Here is a 23145-nt window from a genome sequence, read left to right on the forward strand (position 1 = left end):
CGAGATAGTGTCGGCAACGTCCCTGCATCGGGCGCGCGCCGTAAAGATATGTAGTTGCTGTGAGTTGGTGCGAGATCAGTGCCGCACTGCGTAACGCAGCGCCGCCTCGTAGCCGTCCGCGCCGAGGCCGCTGATGAGGCCTACCGCCAGATCGGACAGATAAGAGTGATGCCTGAACGGCTCTCGCTTATACAGATTGGACAAATGTACTTCAATAAATGGGATCGCGACCCCGGCCAGCGCATCGCGGATCGCAACGCTGGTATGCGTATAGGCCGCCGCATTGATGATGATGAAGTCAGTGCCGTCCTGCCGGGCCGCCTGGATACGGTCGACCAGCGCGCCTTCGTGGTTGCCTTGCCACGCTGTCAGCGTGGCGCCCAATTCGCCTGCCAGCAGTTCCAGTCCCTCATTGATCTGGGCCAGCGTGAGGCTGCCGTAGATATGAGGTTCCCGGGTGCCGAGCAGGTTCAGGTTCGGGCCATGCAATACCAGTATGTTTTGCGCCATGCGCTTGACCAAGAGTGGTTTGCCAATTGTTGGCAAAACAGTCGATAAACCAGCTTTTTACGCCAATTCCTACTATTTGTCCAACAGACTTACGCCTTTAAACCAGATAAAGTCTTGTCCAGATCGTCTGGCTGGATTTCACCCAATATCTTCCGGTTAATACTGCCATCTGCATTGAAAACAATAGTAAAAGGCAGGCCTCCGGCGGGATTTCCCAGCTTGCGGAGTGTATCTATCGCACCCGCGCCGATTACCCACAAGGGGTAGGAAACCTGCACTTTCTCGACGAATTTCTGAATGTTCGCGGCGGAATCGACACCGATACCGACAAAGCGGATATCCGGGTATTTTTTCTGCAGCGCGTCCAGTTCCGGCATCTCGCGCACACAGGGCGCGCACCAGGTCGCCCAGAAATTGACCACGATGGGCTGGCCCTTCCAGCCGGCCAGCGAATGGGACGCCCCCGCCAGGTCGGGCAGCTGCAGCTGCATCAGGTCGGCTATCGGGTCGCCGCCGCCGGCAGGCCCAGCCGCGGGCGCCGGCGCCTTGCGTCCCAGGAACGTATAGCCGCCAGCGACAGCGGCCGCGATGGCCACGCCGGCGGACAGGAGTAGACGTCGATTCATGGCGCGATCATAACCGTTTGCGCCTTTTCTTGTCGCTGCGCACGCGCAAGGCCGCGGCAGGCGCCGGGTCGCTATATATACAATGCAGGGCAGGAGAGTTTTCAATGCACCTGCACATACTAGGCATCTGCGGTACGTTCATGGGCGGCCTGGCGCTGATCGCGCGCGCGGCCGGCCACAAGGTCACCGGTTGCGATGCGGGCGTGTACCCGCCCATGAGCACGCAACTGGCCGAACAAGGCATCGAGCTGATCGAAGGCTTCGGCCCCGAACAAATGGCGCTCAAGCCCGATCTGTACGTGATCGGCAACGTGGTCAGCCGCGGCAATCCGCTGATGGAGGCCATACTGGAGTCGGGCGCGCGCTACGTGTCGGGCCCGCAATGGCTGGGCGACAACATCCTGCCCGGCGCGCACGTGCTGGCCGTGGCCGGCACCCACGGCAAGACCACCACCAGCTCCATGCTGGCCTGGGTGCTGGAGGCCGCCGGCCTGGCGCCCAACTTCCTGATCGGCGGCGTGGCGCAGGACCTGCAGGTATCGGCCCGCTACGATCCGGCCCGCCGGCCCTTCGTGATCGAGGCGGACGAGTACGACACGGCGTTCTTCGACAAGCGCTCCAAGTTCGTCCATTACCGTCCGCGCACGGCCATCCTGAACAATCTTGAATACGATCACGCCGACATCTTCCCGGATCTGGCCGCGATCGAAACCCAATTCCATCATCTGGTGCGCACCATTCCCGGCTCCGGGCGCATCGTGCGGCCCACGCACTGCGAGGCGCTGGACCGCGTCATTGCGCGCGGATGCTGGTCGGAAACCGTCACGTTCGGCGCCGATGGCGCCTGGCAGGCGGGCGCGCCGGACGCGGACGGCGCCTTCGAGGTGTTGCGCGCCGGCGAACCGGCGGGCACGGTGCGCTGGACGCTCGGCGGCGAGCACAACCGGATGAACGCGCTGGCCGCGCTGGCCGCCGCCGAGCACGTGGGCGTGCCGGCGGCGCAGGGCATCGAGGCCCTCACCCGCTTTGCCGGGGTGAAGCGCCGCATGGAGCTGCGCGGCACGGTCAACGGCATCAAGGTCTACGACGATTTCGCGCACCACCCCACCGCCATCGCCACCACCATCGAGGGGCTGCGCCGCCAGGTCGGCGCGGCGCGCATCCTGGCGGTGCTGGAGCCGCGCTCGAACACCATGAAGCTGGGCACCATGGCGGCGCGCCTGCCCGAGGCCCTGGCCGACGCCGACCTGGTGTTCTGCTTCGGCGCCCATTCGGGCAAGCACGCGCTGGGCTGGAATCCCGCGGAAGTATTGGCGCCCCTGGGCGAGCGGGCTTCGAGCTACGATGACCTCGGAGCGCTGGTGGCGGCGGTGGCCGCCGCCGCCCGTCCGGGCGACCAGGTGCTGGTGATGAGCAACGGCGGCTTCGGCGGCGTGCACGGCAAGCTGCTGGACGCCCTGCAGGCGCGCCCCTGATCCAGACCCCAAGGCAAAGGCGAGACATGATTCTCTATCTGCACGGTTTCCGTTCCTCGCCGACCTCATTCAAGGCCCGGATGATGGCCGACGCCATGGCCGCGCGCGGCCTGTCGGCGGCCTGGGCCTGCCCGCAGCTGCCGCCCAGCCCCAAAGAGGCCGTGGAACTGGCGCTGGACATCGCCCGGCGCCAGCTCGAAGGCGCGGCGTGCGCGCGGGCGCTGACCGTGATCGGCTCGTCGCTGGGCGGCTACTACGCCACCTGGCTGGCCGAGCAGCTGGGCTGCAAGGCCGTGCTGCTCAACCCCGCCGTCGAGGCCGCGCGCGACCTGACCACTCAGGTCGGCGAACACCGCATGTATCATTCCGACGCGCCGTTCACCTTCCTGCCCGGCTACGTGGACGAGCTCGCTGCGATCCGCGTCGCCCGCGTCACCCGGCCCGACCGCTACTTCCTGGTCGCGGCCACCGGCGACGAGGTGCTGGACTGGCGCGAAATGCGCGACCGGTACGCGGGCTGCCGCCAGCGCATCGTGCAAGGCAGCGACCACGGGCTGTCCGATTTCGAGCGCTGGATGCCGGAGGTGCTTGAATTCGCCCTTGGCGACGAGCAGGTTCGCCCCCAATAATCAGTTTCAAACATCAACACCCTATCTATATAGCTGCGCAAGGCGGCGCATGCGCGCCGCCCAGGACGATCCCACCATGTATGTGTTTTACGAAGACGACGGCAGCTTCAAGGCCGGCAATATCCTGTCGGAGACCGACGCCAGCCTGCAGGTGGAGTCGGAATCCGGCAAGCGCAGCAAGATCAAGCGCGCCAACACGCTGTTCACCTTCGCCGCGCCGGAACCGGCCGCGCTGATGAGCCAGGCGGCGGCGGCCGCCGAGGCGCTGGACCTGCAGTTCCTGTGGGAATGCGCGCCGCAGGAAGAATTCGACGCCCCGGCCCTGGCCGCCGACTACTTCGGCCACGCGCCCACGCCGGTCGAACAGGCCGCCCTGCTGATGCGCCTGCACGGCGCGCCGGCCTATTTCCACCGCCGCGGCAAGGGCCGCTACCGCCCCGCCCCGCCCGACATCCTCGCCGCCGCGCTGGCCGCGCTGGAGAAAAAGCAGCGCCAGGCCGAACAGCAGCAGCAATGGGTGGACGAAATGGCCGCCGGGCGCCTGCCCGAACCGATCGCGCAGGCCGCCGAGTCCCTGCTGATCCGCCCCGACAAGAACTCCCAGCAATGGAAGGCCCTGGACGCCGCCTGCGCCAAGCTGGGCAAGAGCCCCGACCGCCTGCTGCTGGAGCTGGGCGCCTGGCCGCATGCGCTGGCGCTGCACAAGCGCCGCTTCCTGGCCACCAACTTCCCGCGCGGCGTGGGCTTTCCGGAGCTGGAACTGCCGCCGATCGACCGCGATCTGCCGCTGTCCGACGCCGTGGCCTATTCGGTGGACGACGTCACCACCACCGAAATCGACGACGCGCTGTCGGTCAGCACCCTGCCCGACGGCCGCGTGCGCGTCGGCGTGCACGTGGCCGCCCCCGGCCTGAGCGTGACGCGCGACAGCGACTTCGACAAGCTGGCGCGGGCGCGCCTGTCCACGGTCTACATGCCGGGCGACAAGATCCCGATGCAGCCGGACAACGTGATCCAGGCGTTTTCGCTGGACGCCGGGCGCGAGGCGCCGGTGCTGTCGCTGTACGTGGTGGCCAACCCCGAGACCGGCGAGATCATCGAGTCGGAGACGCGCCTGGAGCGCCTGGTGGTGCGCGAGAACCTGCGCCACAACATGCTCGACGCCCACGTCACGGAGGCCAGCCTGGCCGATCCCTCGGCCGAACTGCCCTACGGCGACTGGCTGCGCCCGCTGTGGAAGCTGGCGCAGGCGCTGTGCGCGCAGCGCGAGAACGTGCGCGGCAAGCCCGAGAACAATTCGCGCGTGGAATACAGCTTCTACCTGGACGGCGATCCCGACGATCCCGACACCCCGGTGCGGCTGGTGCCGCGCCAGCGCAACGCGCCGCTGGACCGGATGGTGGCCGAGTACATGATTCTGGCGAACAACCTGTGGGGCGGGCTGCTGCACCAGCACGGCGTGCCGGGCATCTACCGCTCGCAGCAGGCCGGGCGCGTGCGCATGAGCACGCAGGCGCTGCCGCACGAAGCCATCGGGGTGCCGCAATACGCCTGGAGCACCTCGCCGCTGCGCCGCTACGTGGACCTGGTGAACCAATGGCAGCTGATCGCGGCGGTGGAGCATGGCGTGTCGGCGCGCCTGGTGGCGCCGTTCAAGCCGCGCGACGCCGATCTGTTCGCCATCATCGGCGCGTTCGACGCGCAATACGCCGCGTGGGCGGAATTCCAGAGCGCGATGGAGCGCTACTGGTGCCTGCGCTGGCTGAAGCAGCACAACGTGACGCGCACGGTGGCCCACGTGCTGCGGGAGGACCTGGTGCGCTTCGCCAATGCGCCGCTGGTGACGCGGGTCGGCGGGATGCCGGAGCTGGAACGGGGGACTGCCGTGGAGCTGGATATCCTGGGGATGGATGAGTTGTCGCTGGAGCTGGATTGCCGGTATGTGGGGGTTGTCAGTCCTGCTGTCGGCGGGGAGTCGTAAGGCGGGTTTGTTTGTCCTGACGGCCGTGGCCTCTTCTTCGTAGGCCGCTCGTCGGCGCGGGCGGCCCCGGGCGCCCCGGTGCCCGCGGGAGCGGGAGTCGCTCTACAATGCGTGCGTGCAACGTCTTGCTGACCACCCCTCTCCGCTGAGCCGTTACCTGCGGTGGCTGGGCGCGCCTGCCCAGCAGCACCTGCGCATCGGCATCGCGATCTCGCTGCTGCTGCACGCCGGCGCGCTGGCGTGGCGCTTCGGCGCGCCGGCGCCCTCGCGCCCGCCGGCCACCAGCCTGGAGATCGTGCTGCTCAACGCCCGCAGCGAAACCCCGCCGGACACGCCGCGCGCGCAGGCCCAGCAGCAGATGAGCGGCGGCGGCAACGCCGAGCGCGGCATGTCGACCACGCCGCTGCCGCGCACCGGCGAATCGGCCGAGACCATCGTGCTAGAGGCCATGCGCCGCCGCCAGGTGCAGCTCGAGGCCGAGCAGACCCGCCTGATGACCCAGTTGCGCTCGGCCGACAAGGCCGGCGCCGAGCGCCAGGCCGTCAATCCCTGGCCGGACGGCGCCGACCTCGGCCGCGACGCCGAGGACCAGGCCAGCCTGGTGCAGAACGCCCAGGTGGCGGCCCTGGCGGCCCGCGTCCAGCAGTACAGCGCCGAACCGCGCAAGCAGTTCGTGGCGCCGTCGGCCGAGGCCTCGCGCTACGCCGCCTACCTGGACGCCTGGCGCACCCGGATCGAAACCGTCGGCACCCAGCACTACCCGGACGAGGCGCGCGGCCGCATCTACGGCTCGCTGCGGATCACGGTGTCGGTGCGCGCCGACGGCAGCATCGCCGACGTCGAGATCGACCAGCCCTCGCCGCACGCCGTGCTGAACCAGGCCGCCCGCCGCATCGTGCAGCTGGCCGCGCCCTTCCCGCCCTTCCCGCCCGACGTCGCCCGCGACACCGACGTGCTGGTCATCACCCGGACCTGGCATTTCGTCAACGACACCCTGGAAACCGAAGCCCCATGACCGAGGCGTCCCCTCTTGCCCGATATGCCGTCATCGGCAACCCCATTGCGCACAGCCGCTCGCCTCAGATCCACGCCATGTTTGCCCGCCAGACCGGCAAGCCGCTGCGCTATGACCGGCTGCTGGCGCCGGTGGACGGTTTCGCCGAGGCGGTGGCGGCCTTCGTGGCCGACGGCGGGGTCGGCCTGAACGTCACGGTGCCCTTCAAGCTGGACGCCTACGCCCTGGCCGCGGGCCGGCTGTCGGCCCGCGCCCGGCTGGCCGGGGCGGTCAACACCCTGTCCTGGCGCGACGGCGCCTGGCACGGCTGTAACACCGATGGGGTCGGCCTGGTCGCCGACCTGATGCGCCTGGGCGTGCGCCTGAATGGCGCCGGCGTGCTGCTGGTAGGCGCCGGCGGCGCGGCCCGCGGCGTGCTGCAACCGCTGGCGCAGGCCGGCTGCGCCCGCATCCACATCGTCAACCGCACCGCCGCGCGCGCCCAGGCGCTGGCCGACGCCTGGCGCGAAAGCGGGGTATCGCCCCAGACCCGGGTCAGCGCCGGCGGCCTGGCCGACGCCGCCGCCCCCGGCGGCTGGAACCTGGTCATCAACGCCACCGCCAGCGGCCTGCAGGACGCCGCCCCCGACCTGCCCGCGGGCCTGTACGCCCCCGGCGCGGCCGCCTACGACATGATGTACGGCGCGCAGCCCACGGCCTTCATGCGCCAGGCCCAGGCCGACGGCGCCGCGCTCACGGCCGACGGCCTGGGCATGCTGGTCGGCCAGGCGGCCGAGAGCTACTTCATCTGGCACGGCCTGCGGCCCGATCCCGCGCCGGTCCTCGCGGCGTTGCGCGCGGACCTCGCGGCCGGCCAGTGAGCGGCATGGCGACGCGCAAGGGCCGCTCCTGGTTCCGCATCGTCACCGGCGCGCTGATGGCGCTGGTGTGCGCCATCCTGCTCTACCAGTTCTGGCTGTTCGCCCAGGTCGTCTGGTACAACTACCGCGACCCGGGCAGCAGCGCCATCATGCGCGAAGAACTGTCGCGCCTGCGCGAGACCAATCCGGCCCTGGAGCTGAAGTACGAGTGGGTGCCCTACGACAAGATCAACCGCAACCTCAAGCGCGCGGTGGTGGCCTCCGAGGACTCAAATTTCACCGAGCACGACGGCGTCGAATGGGACGCCATCCGCAAGGCCTGGGAATACAACCAGAAGCAGCAGGAAGCCGGGCGCAGCAAGATGCGCGGCGGCTCCACCATCACCCAGCAGCTGGCCAAGAACCTGTTCCTGTCGAGTTCGCGCAGCTATATCCGCAAGGGCCAGGAACTGGTCCTGACCTACATGATCGAACACGTCATGAGCAAGGAGCGGATACTGGAACTGTATCTGAACGTGGCGGAATGGGGCGTGGGCGTGTTCGGCGCCGAGGCCGCCGCCCGGCACTATTTCAACACCTCGGCCGCCGGCCTGGGCGCCAGCCAGTCGGCCCGGCTGGCGGCCATGCTGCCCAACCCCCGCTTCTATGACAGCCACCGCAATTCCCGCTACCTGAACTCCCGGGTCGGCGTCCTGACCCGCCGCATGCGCATGGTCGACATTCCCTGATACAGGAGCCGTCGGCCGGGACCCTCCGGGCCCGGACCGGGACGGCAGGATTTGTTAAGCTTTCACGTTTACGCGCTCCCTCTTTCCTACATGCGTACCGCACGTCGCTACCTGGCCCGCGAGATCTATCGCTCTTGCGCAGTGGTCCTTATGGCCCTGCTGGGCCTTTTCACGTTCTTCGCGCTGGTGGACGACCTGGACAACGTGGGCGACAAGTTCTCCATGATGGCCCTGCTCTACATGCAGGCGCTGGCCATTCCCACCCGCTTGTACGACCTGCTGCCCATCGGCCTGCTGATCGGCGCCATCCTGGCGCTGGCGGGGCTGGCGCAGCGCAACGAGCTGGTGATCCTGCGGGTCTCGGGCGTCAGCGGCATGAAGCTGCTGCGCATGCTGTGGATCGTCACGATCCCGCTGATGATAGGCGCCACCCTGCTGTCCGAATACGTCACCCCCTGGGCCGAAATCAAGTCCGGCGAGGCCAACCTGATGTTCCGCGGCAAAGCCGGCGGCGACCGCCTCAAGAGCGGCTACTGGTTCAAGGAACCCACCGCCAACGGCGGCACCCGCATCATCAATATCGGCGAACTGCGCGGCGACGGCCAGGTCAACGCCGTGACGCTCTACGAGTTCAAGAAGGACCTGACGCTGTCGGCCCTGTCGACCGCGCCCACCGGCGTGTTCTCGCACGGCGACCTGGTGCTCAAGGATGTGTCCGAAACTCGGCTGGACGACAACGCCGCCGAAGCGCTGGCCGACGCGCGCCCGCCCAAGCAGCCGCCGGCCACCGTGGTGAAGGTGCCCGAGCGCACGGTGGACACCACGCTCAGCGCCGAACGCCTGATCGCGCGCGTGCTGACGCCGGAACGCATGTCCATCGTGACGCTGCTGGACTATGTGGAGTATCTCCGCAACAACCAATTGCAATATGGTCGCCAGGTCGTCGCCCTATGGCGCAAACTGGCATATCCGTTCACCTTGCTCGTCATGATCACGATCGCGGCGCCCATCGGCCTGATGCAGACCCGCCGCGGCGGCGTGGGGGCCAAGGTGTTCGTGGGCATTCTGCTCGGCGTCGCCTTCTTCATGGTCAACCAGCTGGCGTTGAACGTGGGCATGCTGGGCAAATGGCCGCCCTGGCTCACCGCGCTGGGGCCGAACCTGGGCGCGGTGATCCTGGCGCTGGGAGCCATGAGCTACATGGAATACCGCCACACCATCACTCGCGTCATCCAACAACGCTGGCCCTGGAGTAAAAGTCCCGCATGAACGGCAGTATCTGGATGATCGGCGACGTGCAAGGTTGCTGCTCGCCGCTGGATCGCTTGCTGTCCCATCCCGACGTGGTCGGCGATCCGCAATCGCGCTTCTGGTTCGCCGGAGACCTGGTCAACCGCGGCCCCCAGTCGCTGGAGACGCTACGGCGCATCATCGACCTGGGCGACCGCGCCACCTCGGTGCTGGGCAATCACGACCTGCACCTGCTGGCCACCGCGGCCGGCGTGCGCAAGCCCTCGAAGTCGGACACGCTCGAAGCGATACTGCGGGCGCCGGACGCCGACGACCTGATCAACTGGCTGCGCTTCCGTCCGCTGGCGCATTTCGAGCAGAACCATCTGCTGGTGCACGCGGGCACCCTGGCCAAATGGGACGTCGCCAAGACCCTGGCCCTGGCCGGCGAGGTCCAGGACGCGCTGCGCGGGCCGAACTGGCAGAAGGCGCTGCAGAAGATGTACGGCAACGAGCCGGCCACCTGGAAGGAAGACCACAAGGGCGGCAAGCGCATGCGCGTCATCATCAATGCGCTCACGCGCATCCGCCTGTGCACGCCCAACGGCCACATGGAATTCGCCACCAAGGTGACGCCGGGCGCCTGGCCCGCGGGGCTGGTGCCGTGGTTCGACGTGCCCAACCGCGCCACCCGCGACGTCACGACGGTGTTCGGCCACTGGTCGACGCTGGGGCTGCTGCTGCGGCCGGACGCGATCTGCCTGGATACCGGGTGCGTGTGGGGCGGGTCGCTGACGGCGCTGCGCCTGCAGGACCGCAAACTGGTGCAGGTGAAATGCTCGCAGTTCCAGGACCCGTTGTCTGAATGAGGGTTTGGGGCGATGGGTTCCGCGCGCTTGACGGTGGGGTTCTTGCGTCGAATTTCTCGCGCTGCACCCATCCTACGGTCGAGCCGTGGATTCGCAGCGTAGGATGGGTGCAGCGCGAGAATCCTTAAGCAAGAACTCAACCATCGAGCGCGCGGAACCCATCGCCCCCCTTCACAACACCCGCGAAATCGCGTCCCTGGCCTGGTGCGACAGCTCCAGCCGCGTCGGCAGGCTGCCGTCCGGATGCCGCGCCGGCAGCGGCGGCAGAAACACCACTTCCACGGCAAGTCCGGTAACCCCCAGCACCCGCCACAGATTGGCCACCAGCGATTCCTCGCCGACGAAGGCGGCGTAGCCGCTGCGCTTGCCATGCTGCAGGAAACGCAGCGCGACCGGCTGGATTTCCACGGCGGCGGCGCGCGCCGGCTCGAACAGGCTGGCGTGGAACGGCAGCAGCTCGAAGCCTTCGCTGGTGGTGCCTTCCGGGAATAGGCCGACCGCGTCGCCCTGCTTGAAGCGCGCCTGCATGGCCTCGCCCATCGCGTGCACCGCGTGGCGCTGGCCGCGCTCGATGAACAGGGTGCCGGCGCCGGCCACCAGCCAGCCTATGACGGGCCAGCTGCGGATCTCGCTCTTGGCGACGAAGGACGTGGCGCGCGCCGAATTCAGCACGAAGATGTCGATCCAGGACACATGGTTGGCCACCAGCAGCACCGGCCCGGTCAGGCGCGGCTCGCCCTTGATGATGACCTGCAGGCCGCAGAACGCCATCAGGCAGCGCGACCAGTGGCGGTTGAGCCAGGCGCGCGAGCGGATTCCGAGCAGCGGATACGCCAGGCCCACGCAGAGCAGGCCGAGAACGATCCAGGGCAGCACGAGGACCAGCCTTAGGACAAAGCGCAACAGCTTCAAACCGGAGTCTCCCAGGCCAGGCTGCCACCCACGACGGTGGCGCGTACTCGGCCGGGCAGCATCATACCCGCGAACGGGGTCTGGCCGCTGCGGCTGTGCAGCGCGCCGGGCGCGACCATCCATTCGGCTTCCAGGTCGGCCAGGCACAGGTCGGCCTGCGCGCCCACGCCCAGCTGGCCGACGGGCGCCGCCTGCGGCGCGATCGCGGCCAGCACGGCGGCCGGGCCGCTGGTGACGCGCGCCAGCGCGTCGGCCACGGGCCGGCGGGCGTCGCGCGCCCACTTCAGGGCCAGCGACAGCAGCAGCTCCAGCCCGGTGGCGCCGGGCTCGGACAGCGGAAAGGGCATGGCCTTGGCGCGCGCCTCGACCGGCGCATGGTCCGAACACAGCGCATCGACCAGGCCTTCGGCCAGCGCGGCCTGGATCGCCTGGCGGTCGCGCTGGCCGCGCAGCGGCGGCGACAGGTGGAAGCGGGTGTCGAAAAAGCCGATGTCGACGTCGCACAGATGCAGGCTGTTGGCCGACACGTCGGCCGTGACCGGCAGGCCTTCGCGCTTCGCGGCGCGCAGCAGTTCGATGCCGGCCGCGGTGGACAGGCGCGTCAGGTGCACGCGTGCGCCGGTGGCGCGCTGCAATTCGAAGATGGTGTGCAGGGCCAGCGTCTCGGCCTGCGGCGGCAGGCCGTGCAGGCCCAGGCGTTCGGCATAGGCGCCGGCGGCGGCCGCCGCGCCGCGGGACAGCCACGGGTCTTGCGGCCGCAGCCACAAGGCCAGGCCCAGGCCGCTGGCATAGCGCATCGCGCCCCACAGCACGCGGGCGTCGGCGATGCCATGCTCGCCCTGGGCGCAGGCCAGGCAGCCCGCCCGGCCCAGCAGATCCATTTCGGCCAGCGTTTCGCCGGCCAGTCCCACCGTCATCGCGCCCAGCGGGCGCACCCGGCACTGGCCGGGCTGCGCCTGCCGCAGCAGCGCCTCGGCCTTGCCCGGCTCGTCCAGCGGCGCCGCGGCGTCGGGCGGCAGCACCAGCGTGGTGACGCCGCCGGCCAGGGCCGCGCGCAGTTCGGTCGGCGCGAAGGCCGCCGCGCCGGGCTGCGCGACCCGCGCGCACAGATCGACCAGGCCCGGCAGCACCGCCAGCCCCGCCGCGTCCAGCCGGCGGTCGGCCTGGAAGCCGTCGGGCGCGCGGCCCACCGCCGCGACGCGGCCGTCCGCGAGGTAGAGATCGTGCAATCCGTCGACGCCGTTGGCCGGGTCGATCAGGCGGCCGTTGGCGATGTGCAGCCTCATGGCGCGTCTCCGGCCAGCATGGCCAGGACCGCCACGCGCAGCTGCTGCGTGAATGCGGCCAGGCGCGCCTGCGTGGGAGCCAGGCTGGCCGCGACGTCTGCGTCGACCTCGACGCCCGGCGTCAGCGCGCCCGCGGGCAGCAGCAAGGCGTCGGCGCGGGCCCCGGCCAGGATGGCGGGCGTCAGGCCAAAGGAGTGTTCGTATTCGCGGGCCGAGGGCAGCAGCGCGCCGCTGATCCGTTCCACGTCCAGCGGCAGGATGACGATGACGTCGGCGTCCAGGCCTTCGCGCAGCGAGGCGCAGGCGCGCACGCCCAGTTGCGCCAGGCCTTCGGGCTGCAGGGTGCCCGGGCCTGCCGCGCTTACCTGCGCCACGCCCAGCGTGGTCATGGCGTGGATGGCCGAACGCGCCACGCGCGAGTGACGCAGGTCGCCCACCAGCGTCACGGAAAGATTCGCCAGGTCCTGGCGGGCTTCGCGCATCGCCTGCAGCAGCGCCAGCGCCGGCAGCGGATCGGCGTGGCCGCCGTCGCCGGCGTTGATGACGCGCACGCCGGGCGCGGCATGGGCGGCGGCGCAATGCGCCGCGCCGCTGGCGGCGTGGCGCAGCACCAGCAGGCCCGGCTCCAGGGCGGCGGCCACGTCCGCCAGCGTCTCGCCGGCGTCGGCGGCCAGCGCCACCGGGCGCAGGCCCAGGCTTGCGGCCGCGGCCGAGTACGCGTCGCGCTCGGTCGCGGCGTCGTCCGGCAGGCACAGATAGGCCGGCTGCGCGCGCACGGCGGGTGGAGCCGCGAGCGCCATGTCGAGCAGGCGCTCGACGTGGCGGCGGGGCAGGCCTTCCGTGGTCAGCAGGTGTATCGGTTCGCCGCGGCGATCGAGTTGCGGATTGAGCATAGGCGGGGCGGTTCGCGGGCCTCAGGCCGCCGGCAAGGCATCCAGGTAGCGTTGCAGGATAACAGCCGCCGCCATCGCGTCATCGGCGGCATTGGTGCCCAGCAGGCGCTGCGCCTCCATGCTGGAGCCGCGTTCGTCGACCAGTTCGACGGTCACGCCGAAGCGGCCGTGCAACTGGTTGGCGAAGCGGCGGCAGCGCGCGGTGGCCGGCTGTTCGCCGCCGTCGGCGTCCAGCGCCAGCCCGACGATCACGCGGCGCGGCTGCCATTCCTGCAGCAGCGCCGCGATGCGGCCGAAGCGCGCCTCGCGGACTTCGCTGAAGATGATTTCCAGCGGCCGCGCGTGGCGCGTCAGCGTGTTGCCGATGGCGATGCCGATTTTCTTCTCGCCGAAATCGAAGGCAAGCAGGGTCTCTTCAGGCATGGCCCGCGTCGCCCGCCAGCATCACCGGATCGATGCCCAGCAGCTTCAGCGCGGCCGGGTAGCGGTCCTCGGGCGGCACGTCGAAGATGATGCTGTCGTCGGCGCCCACGCTGAGCCAGGCGTTCTGGGCCATCTCGCTTTCGAGCTGGCCCGCGCCCCAGCCGGCATAGCCGAGCGTGACCAGCATGCGCGCCGGCCCGTTGCCCTCGGCCACCGCCTGCAGCACGTCGCGCGAGGTGGTCAGCGCCATGCCGCCCAGCTTGATGCTGGAGCTGTAGTCGCCGGCCGGCGCGTGCAGCACGAAGCCGCGGTCGGTCTGCACCGGCCCGCCGAAGTAAACCAGCGAGTCCTTCACGGGGCCGATTTCGAGCGTCAGGTCGATGCGCTCGAACAGGGTGCCCAGCGTCAGGTCGGTGGGCCGGTTGATGACCAGGCCCAGCGCGCCACGTTCCGTGTGTTCGCAGACATAGATGACCGAGCCCGCCAGGCTGCCTTCGACCATGCCCGGCATGGCGATCAGGAACTGGTTGGCGAAATTGGCCGCCTGCGTCGTAGTGTCGTCTTGGTGCTTTTCCGTCATGGCAACCCCTTCGTGGGTAGTCTGAGAGAACCGAGGGACCGGCCGCGCAAACGCGTCCTGGCCGTCCCGTGGTCGCGAGGGATGGGGCTTGATCCCATCTTACGAGCCTTGGCGGAAGTTGTCGGCAGTGCCGCGTCAGATTTCCATCAGTTCGAAGTCCTCTTTGCGCGCGCCGCATTCGGGACAGACCCAGTTCGGCGGCACGTCTTCCCAGCGGGTGCCGGGAGCAATACCCTCGTCGGGCAGGCCGGCTTCTTCATCGTAGACCCAGCCGCAAATCAAACACATCCATGTACGCATAGTTCTCTCTTACATCAAATCCCGGCCCGCGCCCCGGCGGCGGGGCAAAGGTGAGGGGCTTCCATTAGAATGGGGACAATCTTACCGAAACCCAATAGGGCTTCCCCTGATTCATCGTAAATGAGTCCGGATAGCCATACTCAAGCGCTGTGCACGTGGCCCCCGTTACTCCCCCTCTCGTTCTGGTCTTCGGTCCGCTCGATCCCTCGGGCTCCGATGGTTTGCCGGCAGACGCCGTCACCTGCGCCGCCCTCGGCTGCCACGGCCTGGCGGCCGTGACCGCCCTCACCGTGCGGGATACCGCCGGTATCGAAGAAATCCATCCCGTTTCGCCCGACCTGCTCGACGACCAGGCGCGCTGCCTGCTCGAAGACATGCCGGTGCAGGCCATCAAGGTGGGCGGACTATACACTGCCGAAACGGCCAGCGTAGCCGCGCAGGTCGCGGCCGACTACAGCCAGGTGCCGCTGGTGCTGCACCTGGGCCAGCGCGCCCAGCCGCCGGCCAACGCCGCCGACGAGGACGAGGCCGACGATCTGCTGGCCGCCACGCTGGAGCTGGTGCTGCCGCAGACCGACCTGCTGGTCATCGAGCACCTGCGCCTGGCGCAATGGCACGCCGACGGCGACATAGATATCGGGGACGCACCTTCGCCCATGCACGCCCTGGTGGCCGCCGGCGCCCAATGGGTGCTGGTGCTGGGCAGCCCGCAGCGTCCCGGCCATTACGCCAACATGCTGCTGGGCCCCAACGGCCAGACCGCCACCCTGCCCTGGCAGGCGCCGCCCGACCGCAACGGCGACGCCGGCGGCGTGGCCGCCACCGCGATCGCGGCCATGCTGGCCCGCGGCCTGGACATGCCGGAGGCCGTACGCCAGGGCCTGGCGCATGCCGACAGCGCGATCGCCGCCAGTTTCCTGCCCGGCATGGGCCGGCGCATACCCAACCGGATTCCTCCCCAATGAAAGCGCTGCGTTTCCCCGCCGGCCTGTACGGCGTGACCCCCGAATGGGACGACACCGACCGCCTGCTGCGGGCGGTCCGCCAGGCCGCCGAAGGCGGCATGCGCTCGCTGCAGCTGCGCCGCAAGAACGTGCCCGACGCGGTGCGCGCCGAACAGGCGCGCGCGCTGGCGCCGCTGTGCCGCGAGCTGGGCCTGGTGTTCCTCATCAATGACGACTGGCGCCTGGCGCTGGAAGTCGGCGCCGATGGCGCCCACGTGGGCCGCGACGACGACAGCCTGGCGCGCATCCGCGCCGAGGCCGGTCCCGACCTGATCCTGGGCGGCTCCAGCTACGACGACCTGGACCGCGCCCAGGCCCTGCTCGACGCCGGCGCCGACTACATCGCCTTCGGCGCCATGTTCCCCTCCACCGTCAAGCCGGACACGGTGCGCGCGCCGCTCTCGGTGCTGGCCGCGGCGCGCCAGCTGGCCGACCAGCGCGACGCGCCCCGCCCCGCGGTCGTCGCCATCGGCGGCATCACGCCCGACAACGCCGCGCTGGTGGCGCAGTCCGGCGCCGACGCCATCGCCGTCATCACCGGCCTTTTCGAAGCGCCCAGCATCCGCGCCGCCGCCGCGGCCTGCGCGGCGCCCTATTCCGCCAACCCCAATCGCAAGCCTTGAACGCCATGTCCAGTAACGCCCAGCTTTTCGAACGCGCCTGCCGCAGCATCCCCGGCGGCGTCAACTCGCCCGTGCGCGCCTTCCGTTCCGTGGGCGGCACGCCGCGCTTCATCAAGCGCGCGCAAGGCCCGTACGTGTGGGACGCCGAAGACCGCCAGTACATCGACTACGTGGGCTCGTGGGGCCCGGCCATCCTGGGCCACTCGCATCCCGAGGTGGTGCGCGCGGTGCAGGAAGCGGCCGTCGACGGCCTGTCGTTCGGCGCGCCCACCGAAGCGGAAATCGAGCTGGCCGAAGTTTTGATCTCGCGCCTGCCCTCGCTGGAGCAGGTGCGCCTGGTCAGCTCGGGCACCGAGGCCACCATGACCGCCATCCGGCTGGCGCGCGGCGCCACCGGCCGCGCCAAGATCGTGAAATTCGAAGGCTGCTACCACGGCCACTCGGACAGCCTGCTGGTCAAGGCCGGCTCGGGCCTGCTGACCTTCGGCAACCCCAGCTCGGCCGGTGTGCCGCCCGAATTCGTCTCGCACACGCTGACCCTGGAATACAACAACCTGGACGCGGTGCGCGAGGCCTTCGCAAAGCATGGCGCCGACATCGCCTGCATCATCGTCGAGCCGGTCGCCGGCAACATGAACCTGATCAAGCCGGCCCCGGGCTTCCTGGAAGGCCTGCGCGAAGTCTGCACGCAGCACGGCGCGCTGCTGATCTTCGACGAGGTGATGACCGGTTTCCGCGTGGGCCCGCAGGGCGTGCAGGGCCTGACCGGCGTGCAGCCCGACCTCACCACGCTGGCCAAGGTGATCGGCGGCGGCATGCCGGTGGGCGCCTTCGGCGGGCGCGCCGAGATCATGAAGCACATCGCCCCGCTGGGCGGGGTCTACCAGGCCGGCACGCTGTCGGGCAACCCGGTGGCCGTGGCCGCCGGCCTGGCCACGCTGCGCCTGATCGCGGCGCCGGGCTTCTACGAGCAGCTGTCGGCCCAGACCGCCAAGCTGGCCCAGGGCCTGCAGGAACGCGCGCGCGCCGCCGGCGTGCCGTTTTCCGCGGATTCGGTGGGCGGCATGTTCGGCCTCTACTTCAGCGACCAGGTGCCCGCCTCGTTCGCCCAGGTCTCGGCCTGCGACACGGCGGCGTTCAACCGCTTCTTCCACGCCATGCTGGAGCAGGGCGTGCATTTCGCGCCCTCGGCGTTCGAGGCCGGTTTCGTCTCGGCCACGCACGACGACGCCGTGATCCAGTCCACGCTGGACATCGCGGAAAAGGTCTTCGCCTCGCTGTGAGCCGGGCGCCCGCTCAGGGCGCCTTGTAGTGCTCGTACAGGGCCGTGACGTCGCGCACGTAGGCCTGGGTCTCGGCATAGGGCGGCACGGCGTCGTAGCGGCGCACCGCGCCCTCGCCCGCGTTGTAGGCCGCCAGCGCCAGGTCCAGCCGGCCCGGATACTGGTCCAGCAGGCGGCGCAGGTGGCGCGAGCCCGCCTTCACGTTGGTGGCGGGGTCCACCAGCGCCGTCTCCACGTCGTCCACCGTCAGCAGCGTGGCCGCCGTCGCCGGCATCAGCTGCATCAGGCCGAGCGCGCCCTTGGGCGAACGCGCGTCGCTGCGGAAACCCGATTCGATGGCGATGACCGCCGTCAGCAGCGCCCGGTCCACTCCCGAATCCTGGGCCGCGCGCGCGATCAGCGTGTCGTGCGCGCTGGCCCCCTTGCCTTCCCAGTACGCCGCGCGCGAAGCCGGCGCCAGCGGCGCCTGGCGCGCGCCGTCGCCGGGCTGGGGTTCGCAGGTCACGCACAGCGGCTTGCCGGCGCTGCGCCAGCCGGCGCGGACCTGGGCCCGCTTGTAGTGCTTGGCGTAGCCGTTGGGCACCTTCATGGCCCGCCAGACGCCATAGGGATCTTTGTAACGATAGACCTCGGCGGCCTGGACCGGGGCGGCGGGCGCCAACGCCAGCGGCCCGCCGATGACGCACGCCAGCGCCGCGATGCCGCCGGCGCGCGCCAGGCGGGCGCGCAGGGCCGGTAGAAAGGGGCGGAGGGGGCTGCGCATGGGGTCGGGCTCCGGATGCGTGGGCGAGCTCATATGCTGCTGCGGACCGCCGGTTTTGTCGCTCCTACCTACGTCCTAATCCTGCGCTAGAATATGTCTTAATATTTCGCATCATTACCAAATGAAGAACTTGGCCGCCAGTGCCAAGCGGAGAGGCTGAAATGGACGCAACAAACACGCTCCGGCTGGCGCTGGACGCCAGTACCCGGGTCCTGACGGCAAGCTACATGCCGCCGACTCGTCCGGAGCCGGCCGACGTCCCGGAGACGCCCGATCTTCCGGCCGCCGATGCGCCCCGCTTCCCCGCCGATCTGCCCACCTGGGACACGCTGAGCGCCGCCGTCACGGCGCAGGGCTGGAACGCCGAAGCGCTCGACGCCCACGCCGTCCAGGCCTTCATCGAGCAATGCCGCCAGGCCCAGGACGGCGTCGAGGGCGCGGTCGGCATGGTCGTGGACGGCAGTTTCGAACTCGAACTCGACCCCGCCCGCATGTCGGCGCTGCTCACCCTGCACGCCCCCAAGGGCGGCAAGCCCGTGGCGCTGGCCGATGTGCGCCAGGCGCTGGCCGACCAGGGCGTCGTCCATGGCGTGCTGGAAGAGGAACTGGCCGCGGCGCTGGAGCGCGGCGCCCCCGGAACCGTGGAGGTCGCGCGCGGCACCCCGCCCGTGCGCGGCACGCCCACCCGCTTCGAAAGCCTGCTGGACCGCCTCAAACCGCGCGGCGAGGACATCGACGAACTGGCCCAGGTCGATTACCGCGACCTGGGCAATCTGCTGCTGGTCACCCCGGGCACGCCGCTGATGCGGCGCGTGCCGCCCCTGCCCGGCGTGGACGGCACCGACGTGCTGGGCCAGCCGGTGCTGCCCGACGAAATGCCCGACACGCCCTTCGCCAAGGAGCTGGCCGGCGTCGAGGTCGATCCCGAGGACCCGCTGCTGCTGCGCGCCACCGTCTCGGGCACGCCCACCCTGGTCAGCCACGGCGTGCAGGTCAATCCGGTGGTGGAAGTCGACGCCGTCGACCTGTCCACCGGCAACATCAATTTCGAGGGCTCGCTGCAGGTGCGCGGCGACATCAGCGCCACCATGGAGGTGCGCGTGACCGGCGACGTGGTCGTCAACGGCACGATGGAGGCCGCGCTGGTGGAAGCCGGCGGCAGCGTCACGGTCAAGGGCGGCATCATCGGCACGGCCGAGGCGCTGCAGAACGCCGCCGCCGCGGCGCGCACCGCCCGCATCATCTGCGGCGGCGAGGTGCGCGCCCGCTTCATCACCAACGCCATCGTCAGCGCCGGCCGCAACGTGGAGGTCGAGCGCGAGATCCGCCAAAGCAGCATCGCCGCCGGCGGCAGCATCAACGTCGGCCCGCCCAACACGCAGCAGACCGCCATCGTGGGCGGCCAGACACGCGCGCTGACCGGCGTGCGCGCCGGCACCATCGGCGCGCCTTCGGGCATTCCGACGCTGGTGCAGGCCGGCCTGGACCCGCACGCCGACATCAAGCGTTCGGCGCTGAACCGCAAGCGCCAGCAGATGAACGAGGAAAAGGCCAAGCTCGAAAAGCTGCTGACCTTTCTGCAGGCCAATCCGCAGCGCGCCCCGGCCGACGTGGCCGAGCGCGCGCGCAACACGCACCTCAAGCTCGGCCAGGACCTGGCCGAACTGGAAGCCGAAGAGGCCCAGCTGGCGCGCGAACTGCAGCCGCTGCAGACCGCCACCATCGTCGCGGCGCGGCGCTTTTGCAGCGGCGTGACGATTCAGCTGGGCAACAAGATGCAGGAATTCCTGGAAGACCAGATCGGCGGCAAGGCCGGCCTGGAGGAAGGCCAGATCGTCATCCGCTGACGCCGTCCTGCGGCGCCAGTTCCTGGAACCAGGCGCGCGGCGAAATGCCGCGGTCCGGCCCCAGGATGGAGAATCCCCCGTCCACCGGCAGGTCCACGCCCGTCATCCATGACGCCGCGTCGGAACAGGCGAAACAGACCGCCGCCGCGACCTCCTCGCCCGAACCGACCCGGCCCAGCGGATGGAAATGCGCGCCCACGGCGTCGGCCGTCTCGCGCGAGCCGCCCGACAACTGCTGCACCGACGGCGACCAGGTCCAGGCCGGCGACACCGCCAGCACCCGCACGCCGGCCGGCGCCAGTTCCACCGCGAAATTCTTGGTGATCTGCAGCAGCGCCGCCTTGGAGGCCGGATACAGCGCGCGCCCGGCCGCGCCGAACTTGCCGCCCGTGCTGCCCAGGTTCACCACCACGCCGCCGCGCGGCAGCAGCGGCGCGGCCAGCTGCGTGAAGATGGCTGCCGACACCAGGTTGGTGTCCAGCGTGCGGTGCCACTCCTCGCGGCTGGAGGCCAGCCCGCGGTCCGCGTACTGGCAGGCGTTGTTGACCAGGATGTCCAGCCGCCCGAAGCGCGCCAGCGCGGCGTCTATGCAGCGCCGTATCTGGCTGTCCTGGCCGATGTCGGTCTCGCAGTACAGCGCCCGTTCGCCCAGCTCGCGCTCCAGCGCCCGGCCGGCCTCGGCATTGCGCCCGACCAGCACCACGTTGGCGCCGGCCGCGGCCAGGCCGCGCGCGATGTCCGCGCCCAGCCCCTGGGTGCTGCCGGTCACGATGGCGGTCCTGCCCGCCACGCCTGGAAAACCCGTGTAGTCCATGATTCTTCCTTATCCAGGCGGCGCGGCCGCCCAGCGCAGCGCGTCCGCCACCGTGCCGATCCGCGCGATCAGGCGCATGCTGGCCAGCGAGGCCTGGTGCGCCGCCGGGTCGGCCGCGGCGCAAGCGTCCTGCGCCACCATGACGTCGAAACCGATGTCGGCCGCATGCCGCACCGTGCCCTCGACCACCGAATGCGTGGCCACGCCCGCCACCACCAGCCGGCGCGCGCCCAGCAGCCGCAGCGTTTCTTCCAGCGGCGTGCCGTAGAAGGCGCTGATGCGGGTGTGCTTGACCACGAATTCGCGCGCGCTGCCGGCCAGCGGCTGCAGGCCCTCGTAGAACTCGCTGCCCCATTGTCCGTCGGGCACCGCGCCGATCGCCGCCACGTTGCGGAAGATGGCGCAATTGGGCAGCAGGTCGGCGTAGTCGGGCCGGAACGCGATGCGCACGTGCACGATGGGCAGGCCGGCGGCCCGCGCGCCGGCGAGCAGCGCCGCCGCGCCTTCCAGCACGCGCCGCCGCGTGTCGCCGTCGGCGTCCAGCCCGACGCGGATCTTGCCGGCCGGATGCAGCACGTCGTTCTGGTAGTGCAGCGCCAGCACCGCGGTATCGGCCGCCGTCACACGAAGCCCTCGAACACGTCGTGCACGTCCTCGCAATTGACCAGGTCCACGCGCTTCATGCGGATGCGCCAGCTGTCGCCCTCGGCAGCCAGCTTATGGGTGTAGCGTCCGGCCAGCTGGCGCGGCTGGCGCTTGCGCCATTCGGTCATCTGGAAAACGGAATGCACCACCAGATTGCCGCCGGCGTCCACGCCCTCGACCTGCACCCCGCCCACCAGCCGCACGCTACGCGTGGGCGGCTGCTGCGACCAGTTGCGCGGATGCTCCAGCCGGCGCACGCGCACGTCGCGCAGCATGCGGTCCTCCCAGAACAGCGAAATGTGGTCGTAGGGGCTTTGCTGGCCGGGCACGCGCGGCATCCAGTACATGCCGTCGTCCGTCCACAGCGCCTGCCATTCGGCGTAGCGGCGCTCGTCCAGCAGGCGCGCCTCGCGGTACAGGAACTGCGCGATCCGGTGATAGGCGTCGGCCGGGACCTCGGCCGGCGCCAGGCCGTCGGTGGCGACGTCGAAATCCAGGTCTAGCAACATGCTCGGTCTCCCTCGGCGGCCGCGGCGGTGGCGGTGGCGCCGGCTTGCATATAAGTCTTCCAGGCGTGGAACTGATTGCGCATCGGCAGCTCGCTGGTGCCGTTGACCGACACCATGCCGTCGGGGTCGCTGCGGTCGGTGCCGTGGTAGCGGTGCATGCTGACCCACTCGCCACCGCGCGTGGCGTTGCCTTCCTGGCAGCGGTTGTACAGCTCGATGTCGTCCGGCATCACGTTCGACGAGGGCGAGTTGATGACGTTGGCGTACAGCATGGCGCGCTTGAACACGCCGTCCGGCGCGCCCTTGCAGCGGAAGGTCTGGATCTCGATCATGGTCCGGTCCACCGCGATGGGCCGGATCACGCGGAACTGCTGGAACACGGTGTGGGGCGAGCCGCTGCCGTAGATCACGGTGTTGTGGCGGTTCATGCCCAGGATCTCGCGCGCCCGCGCCTCGCCATAGGCGGCCGTCAGGGTTTCGAAATGCGCGCGCGACACCGGATCGCGCTCGGCCGCGCCGGGGTTGAAGATGCCTTCCATGTAGCCGTGGCCGTTGGCGTAGGCGCGCAGCTCCAGCTTTTCCCAGAATTCATAAGGCTCGCCGTTGCCGTCCATGATGTGCAGCTCCAGCGGCATCTCGCCCAGCTCCTTGGCCTCGTCGCGCGCGGCGGCATAGGACGACTCGTGCGTGACGCGGGCGTGCATGGTGTCGTGCAGGTTCTCGTAGAACACCTTCCAGTTCGAGCGCTGCATGACGCGGAAAATGCCGCCGGCGACCTCCACCTCGCCCACCGGCGAGCGGTCGCAGAGGTTGTCGATGGACGAGCGCACGCCGCCCAGGAATTCCTCCAGCCCCGGCCCCTCGGCCGACTGGCTGGCGAACACGAAGCCGCGGTAGCTTTCCACCCGCGCCAGCCGGCGCATCGAGAACGCGGGATCGGCCGGGTCGTAGGCCGTGCCCTCCAGGCCCTGCTTGAGCGGCACGCCCAGGTGGCTGCCGTCCAGCTTGAAGGTCCAGGCATGGTAGGGACAGCGGAAGAACTTGCCGGCGCAGCCGTCGCCGTCCGCCACCACCTTGGCGCCCTTGTGCGGGCAGCGGTTGTACAGCACGTGCACGCGGCCGTCGGCGGCGCGCACCATCAGCACGTCCTGGTCGCCCACGCGGGTGGTGTGATAGTCGCCGGTCCTGGGCACCTGGCTTTCATGGCCCACGTAGATCCAGGCGCGGCCGTAGATGCGCTGCATCTCCAGGTCGAAAATGGCCGGGTCGGTGTAGACCGCGCGATGCACGCTGTCGCCGCGCACCAGGGCGGCCAGTTGCGCTTCGGTGTATGACATGCC

General features: G+C 69.9%; 25 protein-coding genes. 12 read left to right on the forward strand and 13 right to left on the reverse strand.

The genetic code is table 11. The annotated features are described in order from the left end of the window. Positions 1-75 precede the first annotated feature (75 nt). Together aroQ and A6B37_RS20190 are read right to left on the reverse strand one after the other, a co-directional pair. A complete protein-coding gene (gene aroQ, locus A6B37_RS20185) occupies positions 76-510 on the reverse strand; it encodes a type II 3-dehydroquinate dehydratase (protein ID WP_102775880.1) in 435 nt (144 codons plus the stop codon). A gap of 89 nt (positions 511-599) precedes the next feature. Next, entirely contained in the window at positions 600-1136 is a 537-nt protein-coding gene (locus A6B37_RS20190; protein WP_111826745.1) for a TlpA disulfide reductase family protein, read from the reverse strand. Between the two features lie 104 nt (positions 1137-1240). On the opposite strand from A6B37_RS20190, the gene mpl reads away from it, so the two are divergent. The 8 genes from mpl (at position 1241) to A6B37_RS20230 (ending at position 9923) form a co-directional block, all read left to right on the forward strand. Next, entirely contained in the window at positions 1241-2611 is a 1371-nt protein-coding gene (mpl, locus tag A6B37_RS20195) for a UDP-N-acetylmuramate:L-alanyl-gamma-D-glutamyl-meso-diaminopimelate ligase (RefSeq protein ID WP_111826746.1), read from the forward strand. 26 nt (positions 2612-2637) lie between these two features. Then, entirely contained in the window at positions 2638-3240 is a 603-nt protein-coding gene (locus tag A6B37_RS20200; RefSeq protein WP_111826747.1) for a YqiA/YcfP family alpha/beta fold hydrolase, read from the forward strand. A gap of 76 nt (positions 3241-3316) precedes the next feature. Beyond that, on the forward strand, positions 3317-5221 hold the full coding sequence (locus tag A6B37_RS20205) for a ribonuclease catalytic domain-containing protein (RefSeq protein WP_111826967.1): 1905 nt from the start codon (positions 3317-3319) through the stop codon (positions 5219-5221). 115 nt (positions 5222-5336) lie between these two features. After that, a complete protein-coding gene (locus A6B37_RS20210; protein ID WP_111826748.1) occupies positions 5337-6236 on the forward strand; it encodes a TonB family protein in 900 nt (299 codons plus the stop codon). Then, positions 6233-7096: a shikimate dehydrogenase gene (aroE, locus tag A6B37_RS20215; RefSeq protein WP_111826749.1), complete on the forward strand. Its 864-nt coding sequence runs from the start codon at positions 6233-6235 to the stop codon at positions 7094-7096. Before A6B37_RS20210 ends, aroE begins: the two co-directional genes overlap by 4 nt. A 5-nt stretch (positions 7097-7101) precedes the next feature. Further along, the gene (gene mtgA, locus A6B37_RS20220) at positions 7102-7824 is read left to right on the forward strand and encodes a monofunctional biosynthetic peptidoglycan transglycosylase (protein WP_102775754.1); all 723 of its coding nucleotides are present in this window, start codon (positions 7102-7104) and stop codon (positions 7822-7824) included. A 90-nt stretch (positions 7825-7914) separates the two neighbouring features. After that, positions 7915-9093, forward strand: a complete 1179-nt coding sequence (lptG, locus tag A6B37_RS20225; protein ID WP_111826750.1) for an LPS export ABC transporter permease LptG — start codon at positions 7915-7917, stop codon at positions 9091-9093. Beyond that, a complete protein-coding gene (locus tag A6B37_RS20230) occupies positions 9090-9923 on the forward strand; it encodes a symmetrical bis(5'-nucleosyl)-tetraphosphatase (RefSeq protein WP_102775752.1) in 834 nt (277 codons plus the stop codon). The genes lptG and A6B37_RS20230 overlap by 4 nt, the downstream gene beginning before the upstream one ends. 171 nt (positions 9924-10094) lie before the next feature. On the opposite strand, the gene A6B37_RS20235 is transcribed toward A6B37_RS20230, so the two are convergent. The 6 genes from A6B37_RS20235 to A6B37_RS20260 form a co-directional block, all read right to left on the reverse strand. Further along, entirely contained in the window at positions 10095-10835 is a 741-nt protein-coding gene (locus A6B37_RS20235; protein ID WP_102775751.1) for a lysophospholipid acyltransferase family protein, read from the reverse strand. Then, complete coding sequence (locus A6B37_RS20240) at positions 10832-12121, reverse strand: dihydroorotase (RefSeq protein WP_111826751.1); 1290 nt, start codon at positions 12119-12121, stop codon at positions 10832-10834. The genes A6B37_RS20235 and A6B37_RS20240 overlap by 4 nt, the downstream gene beginning before the upstream one ends. Next, a complete protein-coding gene (locus A6B37_RS20245) occupies positions 12118-13014 on the reverse strand; it encodes an aspartate carbamoyltransferase (protein ID WP_111826752.1) in 897 nt (298 codons plus the stop codon). The genes A6B37_RS20240 and A6B37_RS20245 overlap by 4 nt, the downstream gene beginning before the upstream one ends. A 21-nt stretch (positions 13015-13035) precedes the next feature. Beyond that, a complete protein-coding gene (gene ruvX, locus A6B37_RS20250; RefSeq protein WP_111826753.1) occupies positions 13036-13437 on the reverse strand; it encodes a Holliday junction resolvase RuvX in 402 nt (133 codons plus the stop codon). After that, positions 13430-14017 (reverse strand): YqgE/AlgH family protein, encoded by a 588-nt coding sequence (locus A6B37_RS20255; protein WP_111826754.1) that lies wholly within the window; start codon positions 14015-14017, stop codon positions 13430-13432. The genes ruvX and A6B37_RS20255 overlap by 8 nt, the downstream gene beginning before the upstream one ends. Before the next feature lie 135 nt (positions 14018-14152). Then, complete coding sequence (locus tag A6B37_RS20260; RefSeq protein ID WP_003814980.1) at positions 14153-14317, reverse strand: rubredoxin; 165 nt, start codon at positions 14315-14317, stop codon at positions 14153-14155. A 155-nt stretch (positions 14318-14472) separates the two neighbouring features. Here A6B37_RS20260 and A6B37_RS20265 point away from each other — a divergent pair, with 155 nt between their 5' ends. From A6B37_RS20265 to hemL, 3 genes are read left to right on the forward strand one after another with little or no spacing between them, the layout of a single operon-like run. Continuing rightward, entirely contained in the window at positions 14473-15282 is an 810-nt protein-coding gene (locus A6B37_RS20265; protein WP_181391079.1) for a hydroxymethylpyrimidine/phosphomethylpyrimidine kinase, read from the forward strand. Next, positions 15279-15944, forward strand: coding sequence for a thiamine phosphate synthase (thiE, locus tag A6B37_RS20270; protein ID WP_111826755.1), 666 nt, complete (start codon positions 15279-15281; stop codon positions 15942-15944). The genes A6B37_RS20265 and thiE overlap by 4 nt, the downstream gene beginning before the upstream one ends. A 5-nt stretch (positions 15945-15949) precedes the next feature. Further along, positions 15950-17227, forward strand: a complete 1278-nt coding sequence (hemL, locus tag A6B37_RS20275; RefSeq protein WP_102775744.1) for a glutamate-1-semialdehyde 2,1-aminomutase — start codon at positions 15950-15952, stop codon at positions 17225-17227. Between the two features lie 13 nt (positions 17228-17240). On the opposite strand, the gene A6B37_RS20280 is transcribed toward hemL, so the two are convergent. Further along, positions 17241-17990 (reverse strand): lytic transglycosylase domain-containing protein, encoded by a 750-nt coding sequence (locus tag A6B37_RS20280; protein WP_102775743.1) that lies wholly within the window; start codon positions 17988-17990, stop codon positions 17241-17243. A gap of 161 nt (positions 17991-18151) precedes the next feature. Between A6B37_RS20280 and A6B37_RS20285 the strand changes: the two genes are divergently transcribed. After that, positions 18152-19837 (forward strand): FapA family protein, encoded by a 1686-nt coding sequence (locus tag A6B37_RS20285; RefSeq protein ID WP_111826756.1) that lies wholly within the window; start codon positions 18152-18154, stop codon positions 19835-19837. On the opposite strand, the gene A6B37_RS20290 is transcribed toward A6B37_RS20285, so the two are convergent. From A6B37_RS20290 to A6B37_RS20305, 4 genes are read right to left on the reverse strand one after another with little or no spacing between them, the layout of a single operon-like run. Then, positions 19827-20651 (reverse strand): SDR family oxidoreductase, encoded by an 825-nt coding sequence (locus tag A6B37_RS20290; protein WP_102775741.1) that lies wholly within the window; start codon positions 20649-20651, stop codon positions 19827-19829. The genes A6B37_RS20285 and A6B37_RS20290 overlap by 11 nt on opposite strands. A 9-nt stretch (positions 20652-20660) precedes the next feature. Beyond that, positions 20661-21275, reverse strand: a complete 615-nt coding sequence (locus A6B37_RS20295; RefSeq protein ID WP_102775740.1) for a cysteine hydrolase family protein — start codon at positions 21273-21275, stop codon at positions 20661-20663. Further along, positions 21272-21805, reverse strand: a complete 534-nt coding sequence (locus A6B37_RS20300; protein ID WP_102775739.1) for an aromatic-ring-hydroxylating dioxygenase subunit beta — start codon at positions 21803-21805, stop codon at positions 21272-21274. The genes A6B37_RS20295 and A6B37_RS20300 overlap by 4 nt, the downstream gene beginning before the upstream one ends. Beyond that, positions 21796-23142 carry an aromatic ring-hydroxylating dioxygenase subunit alpha gene (locus tag A6B37_RS20305; RefSeq protein WP_111826757.1) on the reverse strand — a complete coding sequence of 449 codons (1347 nt, stop codon included), beginning with the start codon at positions 23140-23142 and terminating at the stop codon, positions 21796-21798. The genes A6B37_RS20300 and A6B37_RS20305 overlap by 10 nt, the downstream gene beginning before the upstream one ends. Positions 23143-23145: the final 3 nt, after the last annotated feature.

Origin of the sequence: Achromobacter sp. HZ01, from assembly GCF_003267925.1 — a bacterium.
Taxonomy (GTDB): Bacteria; Pseudomonadota; Gammaproteobacteria; order Burkholderiales; family Burkholderiaceae_B; genus Achromobacter; species Achromobacter pulmonis_A.